This window comes from Acinetobacter sp. GD03645 (assembly GCF_029845285.1).
Taxonomy (GTDB): Bacteria; Pseudomonadota; Gammaproteobacteria; order Pseudomonadales; family Moraxellaceae; genus Acinetobacter; species Acinetobacter corruptisaponis.
The window spans coordinates 229,710-255,491 of record NZ_JAOCLL010000002.1; the positions used below are offsets into that span (position 1 = coordinate 229,710).

The 25,782-nt window shown below is 36.0% G+C and carries 17 protein-coding genes, 1 tRNA gene and 1 pseudogene; 5 read left to right on the plus strand and 14 right to left on the minus strand.

The annotated features are described in order from the left end of the window. Positions 1 to 77 precede the first annotated feature (77 nt). Both N5J47_RS02595 and N5J47_RS02600 read right to left on the minus strand, forming a co-directional pair. On the minus strand, positions 78 to 2,915 hold the full coding sequence (locus N5J47_RS02595) for an SNF2-related protein (protein ID WP_279958743.1): 2,838 nt from the start codon (positions 2,913 to 2,915) through the stop codon (positions 78 to 80). A 164-nt stretch (positions 2,916 to 3,079) separates the two neighbouring features. Further along, positions 3,080 to 3,163: pseudogene (locus tag N5J47_RS02600) on the minus strand (AlpA family transcriptional regulator); the annotation flags it as partial. Between the two features lie 96 nt (positions 3,164 to 3,259). Here N5J47_RS02600 and N5J47_RS02605 point away from each other — a divergent pair. Beyond that, a tRNA-Thr gene (locus tag N5J47_RS02605) sits at positions 3,260 to 3,335 on the plus strand. 50 nt (positions 3,336 to 3,385) lie between these two features. Here N5J47_RS02605 and N5J47_RS02610 read toward each other — a convergent pair. The 6 genes from N5J47_RS02610 to N5J47_RS02635 all read right to left on the minus strand — a co-directional run bounded on the left by N5J47_RS02610 (position 3,386) and on the right by N5J47_RS02635 (position 11,515). Further along, entirely contained in the window at positions 3,386 to 4,213 is an 828-nt protein-coding gene (locus tag N5J47_RS02610; protein ID WP_279958744.1) for a class I SAM-dependent methyltransferase, read from the minus strand. Positions 4,214 to 4,215: 2 nt separating this feature from the next. Continuing rightward, positions 4,216 to 5,514, minus strand: coding sequence for an FAD-dependent oxidoreductase (locus N5J47_RS02615; protein WP_279958745.1), 1,299 nt, complete (start codon positions 5,512 to 5,514; stop codon positions 4,216 to 4,218). Positions 5,515 to 5,943: 429 nt separating this feature from the next. Beyond that, positions 5,944 to 6,810 (minus strand): pirin family protein, encoded by an 867-nt coding sequence (locus N5J47_RS02620; RefSeq protein WP_279958746.1) that lies wholly within the window; start codon positions 6,808 to 6,810, stop codon positions 5,944 to 5,946. Positions 6,811 to 7,452: 642 nt separating this feature from the next. Beyond that, positions 7,453 to 8,166, minus strand: coding sequence for a hypothetical protein (locus N5J47_RS02625; protein ID WP_279958747.1), 714 nt, complete (start codon positions 8,164 to 8,166; stop codon positions 7,453 to 7,455). Beyond that, positions 8,166 to 11,219 (minus strand): N-6 DNA methylase, encoded by a 3,054-nt coding sequence (locus tag N5J47_RS02630; RefSeq protein WP_279958748.1) that lies wholly within the window; start codon positions 11,217 to 11,219, stop codon positions 8,166 to 8,168. The genes N5J47_RS02625 and N5J47_RS02630 overlap by 1 nt, the downstream gene beginning before the upstream one ends. 2 nt (positions 11,220 to 11,221) lie before the next feature. Next, a complete protein-coding gene (locus tag N5J47_RS02635) occupies positions 11,222 to 11,515 on the minus strand; it encodes a hypothetical protein (RefSeq protein ID WP_047430144.1) in 294 nt (97 codons plus the stop codon). A gap of 177 nt (positions 11,516 to 11,692) precedes the next feature. Between N5J47_RS02635 and N5J47_RS02640 the strand changes: the two genes are divergently transcribed. From N5J47_RS02640 to N5J47_RS02655, 4 genes are read left to right on the plus strand one after another with little or no spacing between them, the layout of a single operon-like run. Beyond that, positions 11,693 to 14,437, plus strand: coding sequence for a DNA methyltransferase (locus N5J47_RS02640; protein WP_279958749.1), 2,745 nt, complete (start codon positions 11,693 to 11,695; stop codon positions 14,435 to 14,437). 2 nt (positions 14,438 to 14,439) lie between these two features. Beyond that, a complete protein-coding gene (locus N5J47_RS02645) occupies positions 14,440 to 16,584 on the plus strand; it encodes a DEAD/DEAH box helicase (protein WP_279958750.1) in 2,145 nt (714 codons plus the stop codon). Between the two features lie 16 nt (positions 16,585 to 16,600). Continuing rightward, a complete protein-coding gene (locus N5J47_RS02650) occupies positions 16,601 to 16,873 on the plus strand; it encodes a hypothetical protein (RefSeq protein ID WP_279958751.1) in 273 nt (90 codons plus the stop codon). A 14-nt stretch (positions 16,874 to 16,887) separates the two neighbouring features. Beyond that, a complete protein-coding gene (locus N5J47_RS02655; protein ID WP_279958752.1) occupies positions 16,888 to 18,093 on the plus strand; it encodes a GIY-YIG nuclease family protein in 1,206 nt (401 codons plus the stop codon). 417 nt (positions 18,094 to 18,510) lie between these two features. On the opposite strand, the gene N5J47_RS02660 is transcribed toward N5J47_RS02655, so the two are convergent. The 6 genes from N5J47_RS02660 to ssb form a co-directional block, all read right to left on the minus strand. Further along, complete coding sequence (locus N5J47_RS02660) at positions 18,511 to 19,119, minus strand: hypothetical protein (RefSeq protein ID WP_279958753.1); 609 nt, start codon at positions 19,117 to 19,119, stop codon at positions 18,511 to 18,513. 564 nt (positions 19,120 to 19,683) lie between these two features. Then, a complete protein-coding gene (locus tag N5J47_RS02665) occupies positions 19,684 to 20,100 on the minus strand; it encodes a hypothetical protein (protein WP_279958754.1) in 417 nt (138 codons plus the stop codon). A 1-nt stretch (position 20,101) separates the two neighbouring features. Further along, the gene (locus tag N5J47_RS02670) at positions 20,102 to 22,225 is read right to left on the minus strand and encodes an integrase (RefSeq protein ID WP_279958756.1); all 2,124 of its coding nucleotides are present in this window, start codon (positions 22,223 to 22,225) and stop codon (positions 20,102 to 20,104) included. After that, on the minus strand, positions 22,218 to 23,774 hold the full coding sequence (locus N5J47_RS02675; RefSeq protein WP_279958757.1) for a site-specific integrase: 1,557 nt from the start codon (positions 23,772 to 23,774) through the stop codon (positions 22,218 to 22,220). The genes N5J47_RS02670 and N5J47_RS02675 overlap by 8 nt, the downstream gene beginning before the upstream one ends. Next, on the minus strand, positions 23,767 to 24,993 hold the full coding sequence (locus N5J47_RS02680) for a site-specific integrase (protein ID WP_279958758.1): 1,227 nt from the start codon (positions 24,991 to 24,993) through the stop codon (positions 23,767 to 23,769). The genes N5J47_RS02675 and N5J47_RS02680 overlap by 8 nt, the downstream gene beginning before the upstream one ends. Positions 24,994 to 25,148: 155 nt before the next feature. After that, complete coding sequence (gene ssb / locus N5J47_RS02685) at positions 25,149 to 25,745, minus strand: single-stranded DNA-binding protein (protein WP_267980849.1); 597 nt, start codon at positions 25,743 to 25,745, stop codon at positions 25,149 to 25,151. Positions 25,746 to 25,782 lie beyond the last annotated feature (37 nt).

Below are 25,782 nucleotides of genomic sequence, written 5' to 3' on the forward strand. Positions count from 1 at the left end.
GGCAAAATTAACCACTAAGAATACTTCAAAAAGATCTTAATATAAAAAAAAGTTGCAGAAAAAAACAACCATTGGCTTTAAACCAATTTCCATCTCACTACAAATAAATTTTCAGCTTTACTAGAACGATGCAGTCTTTGCTCAAGTGCATCAATCATCGCGTCACGCTTATCCGCTATCTCATCTTCCACATCAAAAACTTGTTGTCTCATACGTCGTTTTTCTTTTTCAGCTTTTTGTATTTCTTCCTGTAGTCGTTTTTCAGTTTCAATATCAGGTGCTTTTCGAGACTCTCGTTTAAGACTAGATATTTTTAACTTTATATCTTCAAGCATTTTTTCTACCGAAAGTAAGCTATCTTCTGCCCACTGTTCCAATTTATCTCGCTCTTTTTTGAAAAAATCATCATTGAGTTCTAAAGCATGATTTAAAGCAACTTGGTATTTTTTATCTATATTTGCTTGAAATATGTCAGGGACGTTATCTGATATATCACAAGTAACTGTGGCATTGACTTGGAGTAAACGCTCACATAGATCGCTATCTAAGACTTTGCCAGCATCTGTCATTGCAGTAATCACTAGATGTTCTTCTTCCTGAAAGGAATCTAAGCTTAATACCGTAATGGATAACCAGCCTTGCTGTCCTTTTAATTGATCCAACAAACTTACTTTTTGACCGTATTGACTATAATCAAATTGAATCAGTTGTTTTGGTGTCTGTAATCCTTTGGCATTATCTAAAACAAATTCACCAAGGGGATGAGTCAAACGATAAATAAAAGTATTTTCAGGAATTCGCTCGCCTTTACGAATAAGTTGATATTTTCCTGATGGCGTATTCAGAATAGGTGATTTAGTTAAATCAAAACTTAGCCTTTCATTATTAAATTTAGCGTATTTCTCAAGAATGTATTTTGTAGAAATCCAAAATAAGCGGCTAATCTTATCCAGTTGGTGCTCAGCTCTTTCTTTTTGGATTTTTAATAAATCATGAATATCAGCATCAAAATGCTCAAGCAATAATTCTTGAGTACGTTTCATTTTTTCATTGATTTGATCTTCAAGCTCATCTCGTAACTGCTTAAAACTTCTTTCAATTTCCTCCGAGCTACGACACTGGTCATAAATTTCAGAAATACGTTTTTCAAAATTTATGCCACTTTCGATAGTCCCCAAAATATCATTTGAAGCACCAAATACACCATCAAATAACTGAAACTTGTCTTTAAGCAGTTCTAGAACACGTTGGTCAGCTTCATTTCTTTCATTTAAGAAATTAACTACAACAACATCAAACTGTTGTCCATAACGATGGCAACGCCCTATGCGCTGCTCTACACGTTGAGGATTCCAAGGCAAATCATAATTAATAACCAGAGAACAAAATTGTAAATTTACACCTTCGGCTGCTGCTTCTGTCGCAATTAATATTTCTGCATCATTTTTAAAAAAATCAATGAGAGCAGTCCTTCGATCAATTGCTGGAGAGCCTGTAACTTGGCTACTCCCCATATACTTACCCAACCATTTTTGGTAAATACCCGTATTCACAGGTGATGTATTACTTCCATTAAATCCTATTACTTTTCCGTTGTATCCACGAGACTCTAGGAATGCTATAAGGTATTCCTGTGTACGCTTAGACTCAGTGAAAATTACCGCTTTACGTTTTGCTCCCATTTCAAACATTCGAGCAAAACCTTGTTCAATTGCTGATAGCAAAGCGAACGATTTACTATCATTTTTAATCTTATATGCCTGCTGTATATAACGTTCAATTTCAGCAATTTCAGATTTTATTAGATTGGTATCAATTTGCTCGTTACTTAAGTTATCTTCAATATCATCCAGCAATTCCTCATCCATATCTTCATCAATAATAAAATTACTCAGCCAGTCCTCATCTAAAGTTTGTTGATCCAACAATTTCTGAAGGCGTTTTTGTATTGCCTCTAAAGTCGCAATAACAGCAGGAGTTGATGATGCAAGAAGCTTTCTTAAAACAATTGATATTAAATGTTTTTGTTGCTGAGGAAAGGCATAACTGACTTCACGTTGCAAATATGCACTAATGGAATTATATAAGCTTTGTTCATCATCACTAGGTGTAAATGGAACGGTTAAAGCATGTCGATTAGTGTAGGGTACATATTCCAAAACATCTTTACGCAATGTTCTTTGCATAAATTGTTGAATTCGTTTTTTAAGTGACTGAATGTCTCCGTCGACTACATACCTTACACGAAATGCTTTTTCATCCCCAAATAAATACTCATCAATAATTGTGCTTAACCCATATAGTTCCATCAATGAATTTTGTAAGGGAGTAGCTGTTAATAATAGCTTTTTCTTACTAGCTAAGGAGCGTTTTAAACTATTCCCTATTTTATTACTGGAACGATGAGCATTACGCAATTTGTGTGCTTCATCAATTACAACTAAATCCCATGGGATTTGTGCTAAGGCATATTCCATCCGATTTGCAAATGAATAAGAGATTATAGAAATTTTTCCATTATTAAATGGATCATAGACACCATCTTTACGTGTCATGCTCCATGTTTTTAGATCCAAAACTTGTGTAGGCAAATTAAATTTGTCTTGTAATTCTTGTGCCCATTGTTTTCGTAAAGACGCAGGGCAAATAATTAATAAATTTCGACGTCTTTCTGCCCAGTATTGACAAAGCACTAAGGCCGCCTCAATCGTTTTTCCTAAGCCAACTTCATCAGCAAGAATCACACCTTTACTTAAAGGATTATTTAAAGCGAAAAGGGCAGCCTCAATTTGATGAGGATTTACATCTACTTGAGCATCAAACAATGACTGTGATAAACGATCGGCATCTGTTGCTGAACGTTTCTTTGTTATTTCCCATGCGAAATATTTTATTTGGTGGTTAGTGTAAGACATTATTCTTAGATAAAAATTTTGTTAAAAAGATTACCTACAATATAAATACATATAACTTTTGTCGCAAGAAATACGCATGTAAGACAAAAAATAAAGAGCAAAAGCTCCCATTACTCTCGTTCTTCCATCTTTGACTCAATCCAATGATGGATTTCCCAAGCTGATCAACCAATACACATTTCAGTCAAACGTACAGGCTGAGGAAATGTAGGATCATAATACTTTGATTCCTTATTGTTCATCCCATAGGTTGTGGTCAATTAAAAGCCATTAAATTGCCAAATTCATTTGTTTATTTTTTCACTTGTTTTTTTCAGCAGAATCTGTAAAATTCACGCCACGTTGCCGGCATAGCTCAGTTGGTAGAGCAACTGACTTGTAATCAGTAGGTCCACAGTTCGAATCCGTGTGTCGGCACCATCAAATTCAAAAAAGGCTTAAACTTTTAAGGTTTAAGCCTTTTTTATTACCTAGTTTTTAACTGCACTCACCTGAACATAACGCACCAGACCATCTTGATAGAGTTTTTGGCACAACTTGGCCGTCATTGCTATTTTGAGTTGGGCAAAATCAAAAGGCCTTTTCTTTGCTGACCGTGTCTCAATATATTGGGCAAAACCTTTCAAAACAGGCTCTGAAAAATCCTGAATGACAATATCCTTAAAACCATGCTTTACCAGTGCTTGAGAAAGCTGCTGTTTGTCCATCAAATACTGCCACCTCACATCAGCACCTTTTAACAGATAGCGATATTGCTGCTTGTGTAGATAGGAACAATGTTGACAATCATCTGACCACATCAAATAATGAAAGGCAATTCGCCCTTTTGAATTCAAAACAGTAGAAACTGAATCCAGAAATAAATTCAATTCACTGTGATACGCAGCATCAACACATACGGCCACATCAAATAAATTTAAAAAATACAGCGACCTTAAATTCAAAAAAGAACCACAGATGCTTTCCACCTGTGGCAATTCCTTTTGGATTCGTTGAATGCAATCTTTCTGTAATTCAACTGCACTCAATTGTTCAATATGATAATGATTAAGCCAGTGCAATAAACTGGCACCTTGCCCACAACCAAGGTCTAAAACACGATCTGTTGACTTGAGCTGAACAGATGCCGCGATCTGGTCAGCCAGGCTTTGACATGCCAGTGGATAGTTATGCTGTTGACCTTGCCAATACCCCAGATTGCTCCAGGCAAGCAATGAATCATCACCCAGCCGTTTGGCATCAATCGCATATTTATGCCCAATGACTTTTTCGATCAATGCCTGTCTGAAAATCGCCATGTTTAGTAGCCGAGTTCAGGTGCAACCTTGACTTTGGGTTTAAGCCCAACAAAAGGCAATGGCGCCCCCAGAATTTCGGCAATATGCATGGCAGAGGTCACGGCGGACTCTAAAATTGGCAGGCCATCACATGACCATGAGCCACAGTAAAACACCTTACGGTTCAACTGTAGGTGACGTTGCTGAATTTTTTTGTTCAATGCCACAGTTTCAGAATCCACCACCGCGCGGGTCAGTTTGACTTTGGAAATAATTTTTTTGGGATCAATTTCAATCACAGGACACCATGTCTGGAAAACCGCATTTTTACCAACCAGACTTGGTTCAATGGAATTAATCCATACCGTAAATTGCTGGCGTGTAAACTTTCGGTCCATCATATAACTGAGTACTGCCCAATCCTTACGGCGCTGGGGCATGACAATCGGGTCGGTGTGAATCACCAAATCACCCTGTTCAAACCTAAACTGTTTTAACAGGGCAATGTCTTCAGCAAATTGTGGCTGCTTGAGGAAACCCTCAATGGCAGGTGTTGGGGTGGCAATCACCACACGGTCAAATGACTGGCTTTCGCCAAGCGTGTTTTCAACCCGTACCTTGTCTCCCTGCTCTTCAACTTTATGAACTGCTGAACCACTATAAATGCTGATTCCCGCAATTAGGCGATCCACCAATGCAGGTGTGCCCCCTTTCATACGCAACAGCGCCTCACCCTCAGTGAGCTGGCGAATAAATTCCAGTAAAGGTTTGGCAGGCCATTCACCAATGGTTTTGGGATGACAGGTACAAATTGTATAAAGCACAGGCATTACCGTACCGTGCCAGAACACTTCCTCAATATGGTACTGATTCATGAACTCGGCCAGGGTGATGTCCTGATTTTCTGACTTAAAGAACTGGGTGATGGCGGTCTTGAGTTGCAGCATGCCCTTGACCAGACGCCAGCCATACTGCTGGATACCCTTGCGGTTATTGATAATCGGAAAATTGCCAATACGGCTACGCGAGGTGGTCAACCATGTATCGGTTTTATCTTCAAACAGCCAGCTACAGGCCATAAAGGTTCGTACTGGAAAGGTTTCTATGCCTAAATAGGTTGCCAGACTGAGCGTATTTTTCCATAGCTTGGGATTCATTACCCGTAATGGCGCGTCAATCAGGCCTCCATCAAAATCGATACTGTGACTATCCATACCCCGACCAGAGAGGGCCTCAAAGATAGTCACCTGATGTCCAGCATCCTGTAGGATTCTGGCGGCAGCAAGTCCTGCCATTCCACTGCCAATAATTGCAATATCCAAAATTATGTCCCATCAGTTGATGATTTTTCTTGATTATGACTGATCATCCGCTCAAACGCCGTATTAAAAAATACCAGATTCAGTATTTAAACCAGAATTTTGTCGACCAATTGTTTGTCAGTTATGTTTACATTTTGACACAAATTGATTTTACACGCTAAATAAATGAAAAATAAAACTTTATTAGATCAAAATCCACAAAAACATACAGATCGTTCTTTATTTATCCATTTTTTGTACTTTAGGGGCTTTGCAAAGTATAAATTTAACGCTATTCTGATTAAACAATAATGAGAACAGAGTCACATAATAAACTGTACAAGAATAAGTGACCCAATATTAAAAAAATCAATAGAGAACCTTATAGCGAAAGCCCATCACTCGGACGGAGTGATGGGCTTTCTTATATAGATAACTGATTTTGATGAGTTAACTTTCCATAATACCGAAGCGACCACTGTTAAAATCACGAACCGCCTCGACTATTTCAGCCTTGCTGTTCATTACAAATGGTCCATAACCCTCGATGGGTTCATTCAGTGGCTGGCCTGTCAGAATCAGGAACTTGCTGTCCTGTTTTGCCTGAATGTTAAAGTCAATTCCCTCACGGCTTAGTACCACGATACTTGGCCCCTCAACCGTTTGGGTGTCATTGAACAGTACTTTTCCAGATAGCAGCACAAACAGTGTGGTGTGGCCCTCAGTGACGTAAAAATCATGTGCCTGCCCCGCAACTACAATGCCATCCCAGACATTAACTGGACTGAATGTACTTGCGGACCCTGCAACATCCTGATACTGCCCTGCAATCACCCGCAAGCTACTGCCTGCATCATCCAGTGCAATACTTTGAATCTGGCCAGCCTCAATGGCCTGATATTTTGCTGGGGTCATTTTCGAATGTGCAGGCAGATTCACCCACAACTGAACCATCTCAAACAAACCACCATGTTGAGCAAATTCAGGGGAATGGAACTCCTGATGCAACACACCTGCACCTGCCGTCATCCACTGCACATCACCTGCCTTAATGGTTCCACCGCCGCCACTAGAGTCTTTATGCGTGACCTCACCCTGATAGGCAATCGTTACTGTTTCAAAGCCACGATGCGGGTGTGAACCAACACCATGTTGCTCAGTTGTTGGGTCAAAACGGTAAGGCGCCGCATAATCCAGCAATAGGAAAGGGCTGATGCTTTGCCCTAGGCGATCATAGGAAAACAGGTTGTAGACTGGGAAGCCATCACCCACCCAATGCATGTGCTTATTTTCATAGATACCAACAATCTTTTTCATCTGTGTACTCCTATTCGTTTAGAAGTTCTGGTCTTGGTATTGATTTTACGCCTTGCAAGATCGGGCTTATAGCTATGGAAATACAACACATGATCCTATGTACAGAACGATGCATGTTTGTAAGAACCAAAGTCAAATATGAATGAGACAATCTCTTAGAAAAGAAGAAGCAGATGAAAATAAAAAAGGCATAAAATTTAATTTTATGCCTTTTCTTGAGAGTTCTACGATGTACTAGAACGGATATACCCATCATAAAAAATTAATCAAATAAATTACAATTACTTATAAAAAAATGTTAAATATTTTGTTAAATTTTTCGATGAAAAATTAACATTTTCGGATAATTGATCTGTAAAGAGGTACGAATATCACTTAAAGTATTTTTTAAACCGTTTGAATTTCTCTAATATTTCTGAACAACTCTAAATGAGGAAAAAAACTTTTTATAAATGGCGTTTAAAGAAAAATTTAAATTCGAAATGAGTATAGGCAAAGACTCTTATAACAACTTTTAGTTTTTTAAGTTTTGATAAAAAACTAAAGAAAAACCCAGTGCAAATATAAACTCACTCAATAGGAATAAGTTCATATTGAAACAACAAAATCTGATGTTGAGATTAGAAAACACATTAAAATATTTCATATGTTCAACCACAAGTGCCTAATATTTATTGGAGTAGCATTAGGATTAGTTGACAATCTCATTAACTTAAATCTTCTATCATGACTGGTGTAAACCAAATCATTTGGTTTAATGACAGGTACTCCTTGTATTTGTAAACAGTCACTATGTGTTTTTCCTTCAGCTTTATTATTTTGAGCTAAATATGTTGTTAAATTTATAGTAGATAGATTTTGATCTCTCACATAGCCAATCATATGAGCATGTTGCATAGCCCATGCGTATTTACCGGTAACAAATCGAGATAAGCCATCATATAAATAATTTCTAACAGGATGAGTTTTGTCTAGGATTTTACATTCACAATAAAGCCCTTGATGTGGCTTACATTGACCTACTAATTTAAATGTTAAATCAGGTTGCTTATCCAAGTATGCGCCAGTATAGTCTTCAACAGATTCATTTCTAGATATACTTTGAAAAATATCCGATGTAAAACCATCAACAATTGTTCCATCACTCAAAATTTCATGAAGAGTATTTTGAATTGATGCGGTTATTTGCTCTTCCGTTGCGGCTAATAATTTTGCTTTCCCTCCCAACAAACCCTCTGCTGATTTAGAAGCTAGTCTTAGAGCATCCTCAACCACTAAAATAATATGAGCTGGCCATGCAGGAAATGGGTAGTTATTTTCTGTTGGTTTTTTACCTAAACTGGCGAACATACTCATTATTGAATACCCTCACAATAATTATATGCTCTATCCAAATCAGTATTTAAAATATCTAAAGCTAGTAATCGAGCTTTTGTTTTTGTCCAATATCGATTTTGTGCTAATTGGCCTATAAGCAATTCGCAACCAGTTTCATCGATATGTATTTTTACTTGTGACACCCAGAATTGATCAGCTAATTCTGACAAAAATTTATGACTTAAATTATTATTTATATCTTTAGGTTCACTAAACCCTATCCGAATAAACTTCCACCCAGATTGATTTCCATTAAGATTATCTTCAATTGAAGACCATAATTTCAAGTTTAATCTCTTTGTAAATGGATTAATCACACGACAAAGTTCATTCTGAAAACATTCCAAAGTTTCATTTTCAGGATTATTCTGTGCAACTTTTTTATTTTCTGCGTATGGTAAAGACATCTTTAGACTATCTTCAATTACTTGCATTTCATTCTTATTAAGGCCATAAATTGATGCCATAAATTGGTCTATTTCATTCCAAGGTTCTTCTCTATTGATTAATTTTTCACTCAAACTTTCTATGAGAGTAAGCTGTTCCTCATTAAAAGAACCAAAGTCTATTAAAGGAAAAGTGAATATTTCTTTTGTAAGTATTGCATCTCTTTCCACACCAAATTTCGCACTAGTCATAAGAAAATAATAAAGAAATAAATTACTATATGAAATTAGCTGCAAATATTTAGCCAGTAATAATGGTGATGAATGCTTAGCAGTTGATACCCCAACATAAGATTCTGAATATATTACTTCCTCTGTCGAGAGCAGTGCGCCTCGTTGATTCCTAAACGGTGGAGGAGATTCAAGAAATAAAACTAATGGGGCTTTAAATAATTGTGGATTTCTGTTCCCATATATTCGATCATGATAAAAATAATGTAGTCTACTGGTATTAATTATATATTGATGTTTATTTTTTTCTTTAGAGTCAAATAAATACTTCCCCTTGAAAAGAGATGCATCCACTTTTTGGCTACCTAACTGAAAACCACTGCCGCAGATAAGTTTCCATTTATCACAAAACTCTTGTAATGTTATCACTTCACTGTTTGTACGAATTTTCTCAATAATTTCATGATCCAACCAAGATCCTCTAAATAAAGTTTTCAATAGATGAGGATTAGCCTGAACTTGAGATTGTTCAACAGGTATAGCCATATGAGGATCCATTCGGAATCCACCTTGCTCATTTAGTGATTTTTCTACATATGGACTCAAATAGTAAAAAGAACTAAATGGTGAAGGTTTTTTATTTTTAGCTATTAAAAAACAAAAAGGTGCATCATTATTTTCCCAGATAGCTTTTTCTTGTCGTAATGCACTGCCATTAAAAATACCAGTAAGCTCAATACAGTCAAATAAAGCTGAACGTAATATAAAACTATTTCCATAGTTAAATAATGTATGTTGGGCATGTAATGCATAAGCAATCATTCCATTTGGCTTACACCATTCAATTGCTCTCCAGATAAAAGGAATATCTGGATCACATCCAACATTGAATTGAGATGCGATTTTAGAATCAATGCCTCTTGAAATCGCTATTCTTTCAATTAATTCATTGAATTTCTCACCAACGCCTCGGCCTCTTTGCTTAGTCCAAGGTGGGTTACCAACCACTATATCAAATCGCTCATTCAGTTCTACTGGTAGTCTTTCAGAAAGACTACCTAAAGTTTCTTGTAGATCTTCCCCAAAAGAGACATTAATAAGCGTTTTAGTATTCAAACAGTCAAACTTAAGCTCAGATAAAGGCGTAGGATTAGGGTCTAGCTCTAAGGCTGTGAGATATAAACTTAGTGCAGCAAATTTGAGTGATTCTGAATTGATATCTAAACCAACCAACTGGTGGTTTAAAATTCCTCTAATTTGATTACGTGTGGGTCTTTCCCCAGTAATTTTCCATTTTTCTAATACTAGACGTTTAAACGCAAGTACTAAAAAAACACCTGCTCCAGCAGAAGGATCTAGTATTTGAGCTGAGCTTTTGTCTTCTATTTCTAACCCATCAAACGCTGAATCTACTAATATTTTAGCGATGTGACTAGGTGTATAGTGGATACTCGTTTTCCTAGCGAATTCATTTTGATAAGCATGAGCAAAGTGCTCATAAACTTGACTTAACATATCCGCAGGAACGTGTTGAAATTGGATTCGCCCCCAATCTAAAGACATTTGTCTATTAATCGTTGCTAAAAGTATATCTTGTAGCTCAAAACAAATATGTTCTGACTCATCTCCAATCTGTGAGAAAAATTCATTATAATCCTCTGAATTATAATAAAAATCACCTAAAGGCAACAAGTTACCATTAAATGTTTTATCCAACCATGCGAAAGTATCAGATATAGAGCTAACGCTATTAAATAAGTTATTTAATTTAGATGTTTTATTAGAAATATTACCAACATCAGAATCTACTATTATTTTTCTGTCAATTAGAAATCGTGTAAATAATGCTCGACCAACTAACGATAAAATTTGATTATCTGTTAGTTTATTTGCAGATATATTTTCTCTTAAATTACGAGCAGTCGTTTGTAAAAGACGAAATAAATAATTTTCAAGCCAGCTCTGTTCAACTTTACGTTGATTATTTTTTTTATCAAGTTTGTCAGTTAAATTACCTATTAAAAAATCATGAAGATTGATACTACTCTCTGATAAATCAATTTTTTTAACTATAGGCTGATCATCATTTTCAGAAAAAATTCCTAAAGGATAAATATCAATAACACCAGCTCTCAAGACACCTAAAAAGCGTGCATCAGCACGAGAGGCTAAGATTTCTTTTAATTGCCTTAACTCATCAATTGTAAATATATTTTCTGATACTAAATATAAGGCAGCTCTACCATTAATTTCAACAACGGCATCTGGCCGCTTATCAATCTCATTCGTAAACAAATCTAAATATGATAAATGCACATACAATGGCTCTTTCTCAGAAAACTGAATGAGCATATTTTCTGATATACCATACTTAGTAGGATCTTGTAGAAGAGAGTGTTTCATAGAATCATCCATTCTCAATCATCTCCTAGCTCAAGATCAATTTGTTTATCTCCTCCGAATTTCCCAACTTTTGCTGAACCACGGGGTTTTTTAGTAGAAATTTCAACTCTATCTAAAATAGAAGAATAATCAATACCTTGTTCATGCATTTCAGATAGAAGTGTTGCAATAATTGCTAGATGCATTGGCACCTCTCCTTTTTTTGCATAGTTACTAAGAGAAGCTGGATTCATTTTTAGCAGTTCAGCAAAAGCTTTCAACGTTAGATTTGCTTTCCGAACAAGCCTATTAAATTCAGTATAGGTCATTGTTTTATAATATCATATCTATATGGTGATTCTACATAAATTTATGTAGAATCACCATATATTAAGAAATATAAAATATGGTCACAGCCTCAGACAAATATTGCCCTAAGAAGAGGATGTATATTCTTTTATTTGCTAAAATATTCCCAAAGATGAATCACATATAACTTAAAGCCTATGAATGCCGTTGAAATTGAAGCAGCCGTCTCCGAACTTGCAGAAAAGCCGTTTGATGCCCAAGAGTTTGCTTATGACTTTTTGAGAGCTTTTGGCAATAAAGAAACTACAATAAAAAAGCTGCGTGCTGGTCAGAGTAATTCTTCAGACATTGAAAACGGGGTTCTACAAAGAAATTATATTCACATAGCTATATGTGATCATGACTCAGTCACTTTGACTTTGAGTGCACTACGAGAAAGTAAGGCAACAGAGAAAGCTAAAGCCAAATTCATTCTGGCTACTGATGGTCTTAACTTACAAGCGGAAGATCTCCTGTCTGGGGAAACTATTAGTTCTGAGTTTTCTAAGTTTGCAGAACATTTTGGGTTTTTCTTACCACTAGCAGGCATCTCAACTATTCGGGAAATTAAAGATAACCCGATTGATGTACGTGCAACGGGACGTTTAAATAAACTCTACATCGAATTATTAAAAGAAAATCCAGATTGGGCGACTGAGGAACGTCGCCAAGACATGAACCATTTCATGGCACGTTTAATTTTCTGTTTCTTCGCAGAAGATACTGAAATTTTTCAACCAAGAGGAATTTTCACTCAGACAATAGAGCAAATGTCCGCACGTGATTCAAGTAACACACATGAAGTCATTGGTACATTATTCCATGCAATGAATGTGGATCATCATCAACGTGATGATATAAAACTTCCTGTTTGGGCGAGAAAATTCCCTTATGTGAATGGTGGTCTATTCTCTGGTAGTACAGAAGTACCAAAATTTTCAAAGATTGCCCGTACTTATTTATTACATGCAGGAAAGTTAAATTGGCAAGAAATCAACCCTGATATTTTTGGCTCAATGATTCAGGCTGTTACCAATGATGATGAGCGTGGTTCATTGGGAATGCACTATACCAGTGTGCCCAACATCTTAAAGGTCTTAAACCCGTTATTTCTTGATGATTTAAATGAGCAATTAGAAGCTTCTAAAGAAAGTTCTTTAAAACTTCTGAATTTGCGTAAGCGAATTGCACGTATTCGTGTATTTGACCCTGCGTGTGGGTCGGGAAATTTTCTTGTTATTGCATATAAGCAACTTCGTAAAATTGAAGCTAAAATTAATGAACTGCGTGGCGAAATAGGTAGAGCTACTGATATTCCTCTAACAAATTTTAGAGGCATTGAGATCAATAGCTTCCCAGCAGAAATCGCTCGATTAGCTCTTGTTATTGCGGAATACCAGTCTAACGTTCAATACTGTGGTCAGATTGAAGCATTACAAACTGTATTGCCACTTTCTAAAGAGAACTGGATTATTTGTGGTAATGCTTTACGTTTGGATTGGTTAAGTATTTGCTCTCCAAAAGGTAGTACAGTCAAAGTTGTTGCTGATGATTTATTTCAAACACCCTTAGAACAGACAGAAATTGATTTTGAAAATGAAGGTGGGGAAACCTATATTTGTGGGAATCCTCCATATAAAGGCGCTAGAGAACAATTAGTATCTCAGAAAGAAGATTTAGTCAGTGTTTTTAAAAACACTACTGATGTTAGAATATTGGACTATGTCTCTGGTTGGATATTTAAGGCTGCTGAGTACATCGATCAAAGTAATGCAGAAGCCGCTTTTGTAACGACTAATTCTATTTGTCAGGGACAGCATGTTCCTAGCTTATGGCCATTAATTTTAACCAAAGTAGAAATCAAGTTTGCTCTCAATAGTTTCAAATGGAGTAATCTAGCAGCACATAATGCAGGAGTAACTGTTTCAATAATAGGTTTAAGTAAGAGTTTAAAAACTAAGAAAATATATTATGAGATTGATGGTAAATTAATAATAAAAAACGTAAAAAACATTAGTCCGTATTTAATGGACACGGAAACCTTCATTGTGCACAAAGCGGCTGAACCACTTGCCGCCTTACCTGTGATGAACTATGGAAACTATCCTGGTGATGGAAATTTTTTAACTCTCAATAGCTTAGAAAAAAATGAGTTAATCAGCAAAAATCCTGAACTAAGTAAAATCATTCGCCCTTTATTTGGTGGTCAGGAATTTTTGAAAGGGAAAATTAGATTTTGTATATGGGTTGATGATTGCAATTTAAGTTTGGCTTTAAGTGATCCGTTTATTAATCAAAGAATAGCAAATGTGAAAGAAAATCGTTTATCCAGTAAGGATAAATCTTTACATAAATTAGCTGAAAGATCCCATCAATTCAGGGACAGAAATACTGCAAAAAATTATTTGATTTTGGTTCCAACTGTATCAACAGAACGAAGAGAATATTTACCTTGCGATTTAAAATCTAAAGAAGCCTTAACAACTAATCAAGCTTTTGCTTTATATGATGCACCAATTTGGACTTTAGCCATATTAAGTTCAAAAGTCCATCTAGCATGGATAGGTGCTGTATGTGGCAAAATGAAAACTGATTATAGATATTCAAATACTCTAGGATGGAATACCTTTCCTCTACCAAAACTTACTGAAAAAAATAAAGTAGACCTAACTCGTTGTGCTGAAAATATTTTATTAGCTCGGGAAGCACATTTCCCTGCAACGATTGCAGACCTTTATGATCCAGAAAAAATGCCCGAAAACTTACGTGCTGCTCATGAGCAAAATGATGAAGTTCTAGAACGTATTTATATTGGTCGTCGCTTTAAGAATGATACGGAACGCCTTGAGAAACTATTTTCAATGTATACCGAAATGACTTCAAAACAAGTAGGAAAGAAATAAGCATGACAACTTCAGAAAATCCAACCAATAAACGGACTGTTCCTGCTGTTTCTATCAAAACTGCTTGCACAGGCACATCCAACAAAGCGAATGAACTAGGCATGCGTCCAATGCAGGAACGTGCCTTTGAAAAACGTGGTGAACAATATCTTTTAATTAAGTCTCCACCTGCTTCTGGTAAATCACGTGCATTAATGTTCATTGCCCTAGACAAGTTAGCCAATCAAAGTATTAAACAAGCTTTAATTGTCGTTCCTGAACGCTCTATTGGTAGTAGCTTCGCAGATGAAGAACTGACTAAGTATGGTTTCTGGGCAGATTGGAAAGTGCAACCACACTGGAACCTATGTAATGCTCCAAATGCCGATGATGAAAAAGTTGCTAAGTCTAAAGTAAAAGCCGTCGGTGAGTTCTTAGCAGGTGACGACAAAGTATTAGTTTGTACGCATGCAACATTTCGTTTTGCAGTAGAAGAACTCGGAGTAGAAGTTTTTGACAATCGGCTTTTAGCAATTGATGAGTTCCACCATGTAAGCAGCAATCCTGATAACAAATTAGGTAATCAATTAGGCCAATTTATTGAACGTGATAAAGCTCATATTGTGGCAATGACAGGTTCATATTTCCGTGGAGATTCGGAGGCAGTACTCTCCCCAACTGATGAAAATAAATTTGAGACTGTTACTTATACTTACTATGAACAATTAAATGGTTATAGCTATTTAAAAGCACTGGATATTGGTTATTTCTTCTATACAGGAAAATATACCGATGCTGTAATGAAAGTATTAGATCCTAACCTAAAAACTATTATCCATATCCCAAACGTCAACTCCAAAGAAAGTACCAAAATTGGTAAGCATCTTGAAGTTGAACATATCATGGATGAGCTAGGCACGTGGAAAGGTGTAGATGATGAGACAGGATTTCATTTAATCGAAATCACGACCGAATTTGGTAATAAACGTACTCTAAAAGTTGCAGACCTTGTAGATGATAGTGATGCAGCTAAGCGTTCCAAAGTATTAACAGCACTCAAAAATCCTACGCAGCGTTTTAATCGTGACCATGTTGATATCATTATTGCCTTAGGTATGGCTAAAGAAGGGTTTGACTGGATTTGGTGTGAACATGCTCTCACTATTGGTTACCGCAGTAGTTTGACGGAAATTGTGCAAATTATTGGTCGTGCTACACGTGATGCCGAAGGTAAATATCGTGCTAAATTTACCAATTTAATTGCTGAACCAGATGCCTCAGAAAAACTTGTGGTTGAGGCAGTCAATGACATGCTAAAAGCGATTGCTGCAAGCCTATTGATGGAACAAGTACTCGCCCCTCGTTTTGAGTTCACGCCCAAAGATCAGGGTGCTTTAGATGGCTTTGATTATGGTGAAGATGGTTACCAGAAAGGTAAAAATAATATAGGTATTAATGACAAAACTGGACAAGTCCATGTTGAAATCAATGGCCTTAAAAAACCTGAATCTGAAGAAGCTAATCGAATCTGTAAGGAAGATTTGAATGAGATCATCACAGCCTTTGTACAGAATAAATCAGCAATCGAACGAGGCTTATTCGACCAAGAAAATATTGTTCCAGAAGAGCTAACACAATTAGCATTAGGTAAAATTGTTCAGGAAAAATACCCAGAGCTAGAAGCTGAAGATCAAGAAGCAGTTCGTCAACATGCAATTGCAGCTTTCAACTTAATTCAACAAGCAAAGAAAGAACTTGAACAAGCACAGGAAACGCTTGGCGGAACTACTCCCCAATTTACAGATACTGATAACAAACCTGAATCAAATTTAGCCTTTATTCAAGGCGTAAAGAGGTTTATAAATGTCAGAGATCTTGATATTGACTTAATTGATCATATCAATCCATTTGAATCAGCTTATGCCGTACTTTCAAAAGCAATGGATGAAGCTACCTTAAGACAAGTCCAAGCACATATCTCAGCTAAGCGTATCAACCTAAGCCCTGAAGAAGCAAAAGAATTGGCAATTCGAGCTGTACAGTTTAAAAAAGAGCGAGGCCGTTTGCCTGATATTAACTCTCAAGATGCTTGGGAAAAAAGGATGGCAGAAGGTGTTGCAGCTTTTGCAAGATTCAAAGCACAAGAAAAAGCAAAATCTGGTATTTGATAGTGGACAATAAGTGATGAAACGTCTTTCAGATGAACAGATTCTAGATGAACTAGAAATCGAACTTGAGTTAGAATCTACTAAGGCTTTAACTCCGTTAGAAGAACGTCTAATTTCTGGGTTTGAGGAAATTAATGTTTTCTATGAAACTCATCACCGAGTTCCATCCCTTAATGATGATGCAGATATCTTTGAAAAATTATGTGCATCTCGTCTTGAAAAAATTAAACAGAACTCTGCAATGAGTTCTGTTGTAGTCCATCTCGATAAATTCGAACTATTAGGTTAAACAAGGTAAATTTTATGGCTGATATTTCTGATGATGATTTGCTATCAGAATTAGGTATAGATTTAGCACCAGTAAAACAGGTGACCTATACAGCCAAAGAAGAGCGCCTAATTTCTGGGTTTGAGGAAATTATTCAATTCTACGAAAAAAATGAAAGAGTTCCATCGAACTCAAACGACGCTGATATTTTTGAACGTCTCTATGCTGTCAGACTTGACCAGCTTAGGAAATTGCCTGAAGCCAGATCTCTTTTAGAGGAATTTGATCAACATAATCTATTAAATAGTTCTACTTCCGAACCATCTAATATGTCTAAATTAGAGGATGATGACCTACTCTCTGAATTAGGAATTGAAGTTGAAAGTGAAGATAATATTCTGACACTACAACATGTTAGACCACAAAAAGAACGCGAAGCAAGTGAGTTAATTGCGACTCGAAAAGTTTGCCTAGACTTTCCTATATTTAACGAAGTTTTTAAACAAGTTGAAAAGGACCTAGAACAAGGTCTCCGTTTAACAAAACCTTTTGGTAAAGATGCAAGTATTCAATTAAATGATTTATTCATTTTAGATGGACAAATTGTATATGTAGCTGAAATAGGAGAATATTTCAAAGCTCCGAATGGACAAAATGACGCTAGAATGAGAGTGATATACTCAAATGGTACAGAAAGTAATTTGCTAATGCGTTCTCTGAAAAAAGCTCTATATGATGATATAGCTGGGAGACGGATATTAGTTACAAAAAATGTAGGACCTCTATTCAATTCAAGTAATTTATCAGAAAAAGATACTGATATTGAAGTCAAAAGCGGCTCAATATATGTGTTACGCAGCCTATCTGATAATGAGTTTATCAAGGCAAATAGACATGTACTACATAAAATTGGAGTAACTACTGGTAAAGTAAATAAGCGAATCACAGAGGCTAGAAAAGACCCAACCTATTTGCTTGCTGATGTTGAACTTATCGCAACTTATTCACTTCCTGAAAATATTGTACCCCAAAGATTAGAAAAGCTTATTCATAAAGTCTTACAATCAGCGCAGCTTGATATTGTCATTGAAGATAGATTTGGAAACCCTGTTAAGCCTCAAGAATGGTTCTTAGTTTCTCTTAATATCATTAATGACATTATTAATCATATTAAAAACGGTTCTATTGAGACTGTTTACTACGATGCAGAAAAAGCTCAGTTAATTTCCACATCTGAATAGCTTTTTTTAAGATTATTTTCTTTATAGAGTAAACTTCATCATATAAAGTAATAATTATATTATGCAAGTTTTCACTACTCATTACCAATAATAATATCCACAACTATTCTCATTTAATATAAATTTGTTTGTAAGTTAAATGGAGATATCTATATTCTTTTCAAGGAGCTAGGGATATAAATTTTTAGAGATATTTTCTAGAACATTTACAAGTTTATTTGGCATCAACCACATTATTTAGCTCATATGCCCATCATCAACACTAAGGAGGTTCACTAATACAATTTCTAATCATCATCAATTATCCTCCAACTTCTACGATTATTAAGAAATGGGAGGATATGTAGCTAGATTAAGATTATGTTGATTGTCATTAGAATCAGATTAGGTATTAATCCATCTTGATCCATAATTTTGCTATTGATAATGATCAGCCGAGAGTAACTGGCGGATTTCACTTGCCATTTGAGGACTACGCCAAGGGAATAGCACTTTTAGGCTATAGCTAGGTTTGAATTGATCTCTTGTCCCTATATTGACTTGGAACTCCCGCTTCATCGGTGTTCGATGCTCACGCTGATTAATATGTGTTCCCATCATCGGGTTACTAATCACTGTAGTTGTGGTTCTGAAGCGATCTTCGACCAAATTGTAATGGCCTACAGAGGTAATATAGTCAAAAGGATATTTGACTAGGCGTTGATCAGGCTGATCAAACAGGATGATGGTCTTATCCTGACTGTTAATCCATACTCCACGATTTTGATAATTAAAGGTTTCACCCTGACGTTTCAGTTGTTCGGTCATCCCATCAAAGAAAGTATTTCCATATTGATAGAGGTAGTAGATGATCACAAACCAGAATAGATCAAAACCAAAGAAGATATATGCGAAAGCGCCAAAAGAAAAAATCTTGGCAACAATTAAAAAGATCACAATCGGTAAGACTACACACTTTAAAAATAGCTTGGATTTCTTTGGGTAGTTTTCGATTGGAATGATTTTTGGTTTGGTTAATTCAGCCATAGTTATTCCCACACATGTTTAATGCAATAACTCACAATCACAAGGGGGACATAAAAATAGGTATTTTTTATAGGCGTGACTTAGCCATCCACCTTATGAATTGTTCTATTTAAAAATGTTGCTTTTAATACAGCTAATTAAGAATTAGCTCTGTATTCCCCATTGTCTGAAATAATGAGGCTGAACATGTGGCGAGGCACAGATGAGAAAAATGAATGAGACATTATAAATTCCTATATGCGAATAAAAGTCTACCAAAATCACTGCTAAATGATGGTGGTAGAACAAAGAGGGGGTTAGCAGACTGGGCATATAGAACCAGCACGCACGAAGCGTCCCCCTCCCGTTCTACCGCAAAGGGGGAACAAGAAGGTTTCGCACATAATCCATACTTAGATAAGTATAAATCTGGTACGCTATACGCCACGGTCTGCTAAAACCGACTGACAATTTAGGTCAGCAAGGGAATGATAGTTTTAAGCAGCCGTCCAGTCAATTACTTTGATTTTTAGCGGAGTCAGAAAATAGTATTCACTGATTAATTAATCTTATTTATACTTAAAATCAATCCGAACTTTTTTTACTCATCGGCTCATTCAATTTAGCAATACTTAGTCCATATTTATGAGCATTGTATTGCCACACTACAAACTGCTCTAACAGCATAGCGTTTTCTTTTTCCAGTCTGGCATTCTTGACTTCCAAAGCCTCAATTCTAGTTTGAGCAATTTTTAAACTAGCAGGTAATTTCTGTGTTGGAGTACTCTTAACCTGTGTAGATTTTGGTTTTTTGCATTGATCATAGGCATTCTTAATTCGTACATATTTCTGTAATGTTTGACGAGTTGGCGCAGGTACAAACTCTAGCTGTAGCTCAATAGCTTTACATAGGAGTTCCCAAGTCAATTTCTGATCTAAAGGCCAATAATCAAGAAGCTCAACAATATTCTCGATGTCTTTATCGGTTAAATGCTGTGCCATATCAAATCCATAAATCCATTTGCAATGCAGGACTGAGCAAACGTGGTTCATCCTCGATCTTTTTACGTTGAGTATTCTCAATAACGGGGATACGTTTACGACCTGCTTTTTGATACGCTAAATCGAGATGTGTAACATCTTCAGAAGGGGGCAGACTCAAAGGTGTTCCATCGGGAATGTTTGGATCATCCAATAGAGTAATCATCTGTTCACAACGTTTAATTGTAAGCTCTCTAGTTTGCAACCAGACCGTTGCACCAGTAACATTTTTACTAACAGCCTCCTTATCCTTTGCCCATAAGATTTTTTCTTTTCTAAGTCGATCTTCAAGTCGTTTTTTCTTTTCTGCATTACCCTTAATACAGACATGCTCTGTACAATTAAGACAGTTTCTATACTTTAAGCAGGGTTCATCAATATAAGAATGTGTACAAAGTCCAAACTCGGTAGTGTGCATAGACAATGTTGTTTTGGTATTTAGCTCTTGTAGAGTTCGAGGTGTAGCGATCTGGAATGTAAATGTACTATCAGTATTTACTGTACCAACCTCATTTTTCTGCATCTCAATTAAGCCATAATTACGATCATCAACCGAAGTATGGTCATATACTCGATTTTGCTTCATATCAGCCCGCCCTGACCATTTAGCGAGTAACATGCTATCCATTCCATTGGTATTTGCTATCGTATTCAATAAATGTCGAAACTGATGTGTAGACATACTATAGTCACCATATCCCCACCGTTGAAAAATAGATTGCACATTAGCTAACTCATCTTTTCCTCGTAACTTCTTTTTGGTTGGTGATAAATCTTCATTTAAAGTATCAATATGGGGCATCCATAATTCTGAGAAAATAGTTGCTTTATCACTATGGAATTGGTTTGCGAAACAACAAAATAATGCTTCAGACCATTTAACCTGAATACCATTACCAGTCTTAAAAGGTACATAAGGAAAACCTTGAGGCAGTCTCTTTCGCAGCATAATATTTAAATCATTCAGGCAGACTTCATAATCACTAATAGGAATATCACGAGTTTTTAAAAACTGTCTTGCACTTTTATTTGCATCAATAGCATCACATATTGACTCATCAAAACCCATTGCCAATAATACTTCACTACGTTTTAAAAATTGATGATCAGGGACATCAGGACAAAGCTCATGTCTCGGAAATTTATCACTTGTCTCAAGCAAATATGCTAAATGTCTAGACTTTTCTGACATCTTAATCAAACGTTCAATAGCCCGTTTTACCGTTGGGATCATGACACTTGGAATGTATTTAATGTCATGCCCATAATTTTTCTGTGCATACCACCTAATACCTAATACTGTCTCAATATTAGAACCATCTGCTGTAAGCCCTAAACTGCTCTTAGAAAGCGTTTGGACTTCTTCCTCGTGGATACAATTATGCTTTAAGAAAAATAGCTCTGATGCTCGTTCTGGCGCAGCTAGAAGCAAACTCACAGCACTGGTAACAAAAATATCTCTATCTGACAATTCTGAATCTTTCCGTGAGAAAATATCAGCTAATGCAAAAATCGCATCCTCATCAGGAAGTTTAGATTCTCTATGTTCCTCTGACTCCTCATCTAGCACAATCGACTTATCAGCAGGTTTTTTAATTGGATTTTTCCATTCTGGTAAAGCAACTATTTTTAATTGGCGAAGAAAATCCAATAGAATCTTTAGTTGTCTACCTACATGGTAAGCAGAACTCGCTTTATAATTTACTTTTGCATTTTCAGCAGCCAAGTCAAAATCTGCAATAACCAATTTAGTTAAATCAACTTCACCATATCGGTCTAAGCATATTTGTTCTATTGCCCGAATTGAAAGAATTGTATCTTGGGTTTTTAACTTGCTCTTAATTCTCTGATACTTAACATACGCTTTGGCAAATTCTAGAATTGAATGATGCAAAAGATTTTCAGGTAATCTATCTTTGGATGAAATACCCGTTTTGACAAAGTTTACTTCACCTTTCCAATAATTCTCATCAAATCTAATATCTTCATTTAATTCTGATAACTGTTTAACAAAATCAATAAACCGCTTTATTTCGGAGTAAGGAGATTGGATTTTGTCAGATGGAAAATATATTAAATTATCCATGATTAAACTCCTTACAAGCATCAATAACTTGCTGAACAGCAATAATTGTTCGATCATTCACGGCAGCGACTTCAAGGCTACACCCCATCGCAATTAGATCATCTCGTTCTTTTATTAATTGCTCTAGAACTAGATGGTGAGGTGCATTTGCCCAAGGCATAAACTTACTACACAGATAACATGCGATTGGTGCATAATCGTTACAGTATTGATGTGTACCACATGAGCCGACATCACAATCCTGTTCTACATAAGAAATTCTATTCGCATCTTTAACTTGTGATTGAGCCTCAATCTCATCCTTTACAACTTTTCCCTGAAAAGCATCTGCATATTTGCGTAAACTTTCATCCATGATAGATGAAATTTGTTGTGCAATTTCAGGAACACTTTCTACATAGCAGTGTGCATTCTGGGTGTCATGATGATCTAACAGCTTTGCAATAACATTCACGCCTGCTTTTTGCCTAGCAGCATTTGTTCCAAGCGTATAGCGAAACCTATAAGCATTAACAAATATTGGCTTACCTGTTTCCCTTGAACGAACACCAAGCTTTCTTACCGCATCTTTTAATTTTTGAGTTAGTTGAACCGTAGGCAAATGAATAATTTCATTCGGTAAAATTTTCGAAATTTCCTTTTCATCGCCCCAATCTAACTCTGTTAATTTTTCAAGATCATAAAATAATGGTAGTTCATCAACTTCCTGTTTTAATAATTCTCGATTAATTGCATTACTCAATGTTTGTTCCAGAACCCGAATATGCTCAAATAAAATTTGAGCGATACTTTCACGAATTCCAACTTCACTAAAAGCAAATCGGAATCCACTAGCACCTCTAACTTTAGCTCTCGGAATGTTAAGTATATGAACTTCATTTTTATCATTAAAATTATACTTATCCGTTACGTATAAGTCTTTTATCTTTAATCCTGCAATTTGGATTGGTCGTCTACCAGTCGCACAAAAAACACGAATTAGAGCAGCCTCATAATAGGAAATCTTATTTTCTGCTAAATATTCATTGGTTCTAGTGATAATTGTTTGAAATTCGAATGGGCTAAATGGGCCTTCATCTGGATCAAGGGAAAGGACTGCTGCTCCTTTTTCATTGCCACTCAATCTCCATGAATCCATTAGATCGTAAACTTCATCATCTACTGAGGAATAACCTAAATCATATAGTTTCTTCAAAAAGACTCGTAGCATAGCTACTTTGTATTCATCTTTTTTTGCCGAATAAAAATTTTTATAATTTAAAAGACCTTTAATTGAAAAATGATTCTCTCCTGTAATATCAAAATATTTACCAATATATTCGCACATGTTTGCTGTATGTGAACTTGAACTATACTTAGCAAAATGAACCAAAGTCATGACCACATCTGATTGGACAGAAAACTCATAATTTCGTATCCGAGAGATATCTATAGTTTTATTGATATCTAATACCCATTTCTGATCATCGATACTAAACTCATAACCTTTGAATGAGGTAAAAGTATTTTGCGACTTATCTAAGCTATCGATTCGAATTGATTTATTCATTTTCATCCTCAAATTTTTCTTGGATACCTAAGCAAATCTCTACAGCACGTTTGTTCTCTGCACGTCTTGAATATCTTCTTGCACTTTGTGAGTTAGGTATCCACCCCATCAGATAAGCACGATCATTTTCAACTTGAGCTTCAGTCGTTTGACCTGTTGCCACTAAAAGTTGAGATTTCTCAGAAAATTTGTCATTCCAAGTATGTCTAAATGCGTGTGCATGTACATTGAATAGCACAGCTTTAGAGATTTCATAAAAGATTTTATCTAAAGCATTGATTGAAAGTGGCTGACCTTTATTTGATAAAATCAAAAAGTCAGTTAGCTCTGCATTTGGTATGGTTGATCTATAATTTAAAATATAAGTTTCTAATTTTTTCTTTAAGTTTTGATTGACTGCAATTGATCGACTTCTAGTTTTAACCAACGGCTGATATAGCCTAGAATCACTTCCATCATGAGGATTACGCTTAATAGTAAGATACGATGTACCACCTTTAGAGAGGGTTATATCTGTAACTTTTAAATTTAATAATTCACCTTTACGGCATCCAAGATATAAAAACAAATAGGTAATCAGCTCATTTCTATAAGTAATGTAATCTGAAGTCCAGATACAATTCTGATTATCCGGATCAACTGCCTTTAAAATTTTATGTAATTGATCACTATCAAAAGATTTGTATTCAGACTGAATATCCGTGGACTTGCGGGGTCTACGAGATTTTAACAACCGTTTTGTACTTGTTATTGCTGATGAATGAAGATATGTCTCAAACCATCCAATATATTCAGCAAAATTAGTTAACCGCCGATATATTAATTGTTTGGATACATAGTCCTGAGTAACAACCAATTTTGCTCTAGCTCGCTCTTTGTTATTACTTTTTGGAAAACTTATGATCTTTGTTTTTGAAGCTGCCCCACTTAATCGACTGCGATTGAAACTGGTTAAATTTACTAAAGCTTCGATTTCATTTAATTTTAAAAAATCTTTACTTTTTATCCTTTGTTCCAAGTCAATTCCTAACTTATCCAACAACTGAAACAGCAACTTAATATCTTCCAGAATAGCTGTAATAGTATTGATTGATAGACCACGATTTCTTAAATGAATGATCGTATATAAATTTGGATAAGTCATAGGAACACCATCACTATTCAAAAGAACAGCGAATCTCTCACCACTACTCATTACAAATCTTTTAACAGACATCATGGTTATATTTAACAAAATATCTAAGTATTAAATATCATAGATCATAAGTAAAAAAATTTACAGAACCATTTCTAGTATCTGTAAATTTCTTTTGTAACTAACTGCTAATAAAGAATAATTTTATAAACTTTACAAAACATGGTCTCTAGTAGGTGTCAAAACGGTAAATCATCATCTAAATCCGCAGGAGCAGCCGCCGCAGGTTGTGGTGCTGCTTTTGGTGTATTAAAACCATTGCCTGCCTGTGGACTGCCTGCATAATTGCCCTGATTTCCACCAGAAAAGCCACCGCCTTGACCATAACCATTCTGGTTATTGTTAAAGCCCGTATTCTGGTAACCGCCACCCTGATTGTTATTGTTGTTAAATCGTGGCTGATTGAAGTCATTGCCACCTGCAAAGCCCTGTTCACCTTGCTGGCGTGAATCAAGCATCTGCATTTGGTCACCACGGATTTCGGTGCTGTAGCGTTCCTGACCATTCTGGTCTGTCCACTGGCGTGTACGCAATGAACCTTCAATATAGACTTTTGAACCTTTACGCAGGTATTGTTGTGCAATTTCACCCAGACGGTTGTGCAACACAATACGATGCCATTCCGTTTGTTCCTTACGTTCACCCGTATTCTTATCTACCCACGACTCGCTTGTTGCAATCGAAAACTGGGTTAATGACCCACCATTTGGAAAGGTTTTAGTTTCTGGATCTTTACCTAAAGTACCGACTAAAATAACTTTATTCACACCACGCATTAGCTGTCTTCATCCTATGTATTTCTATGTTTTACTT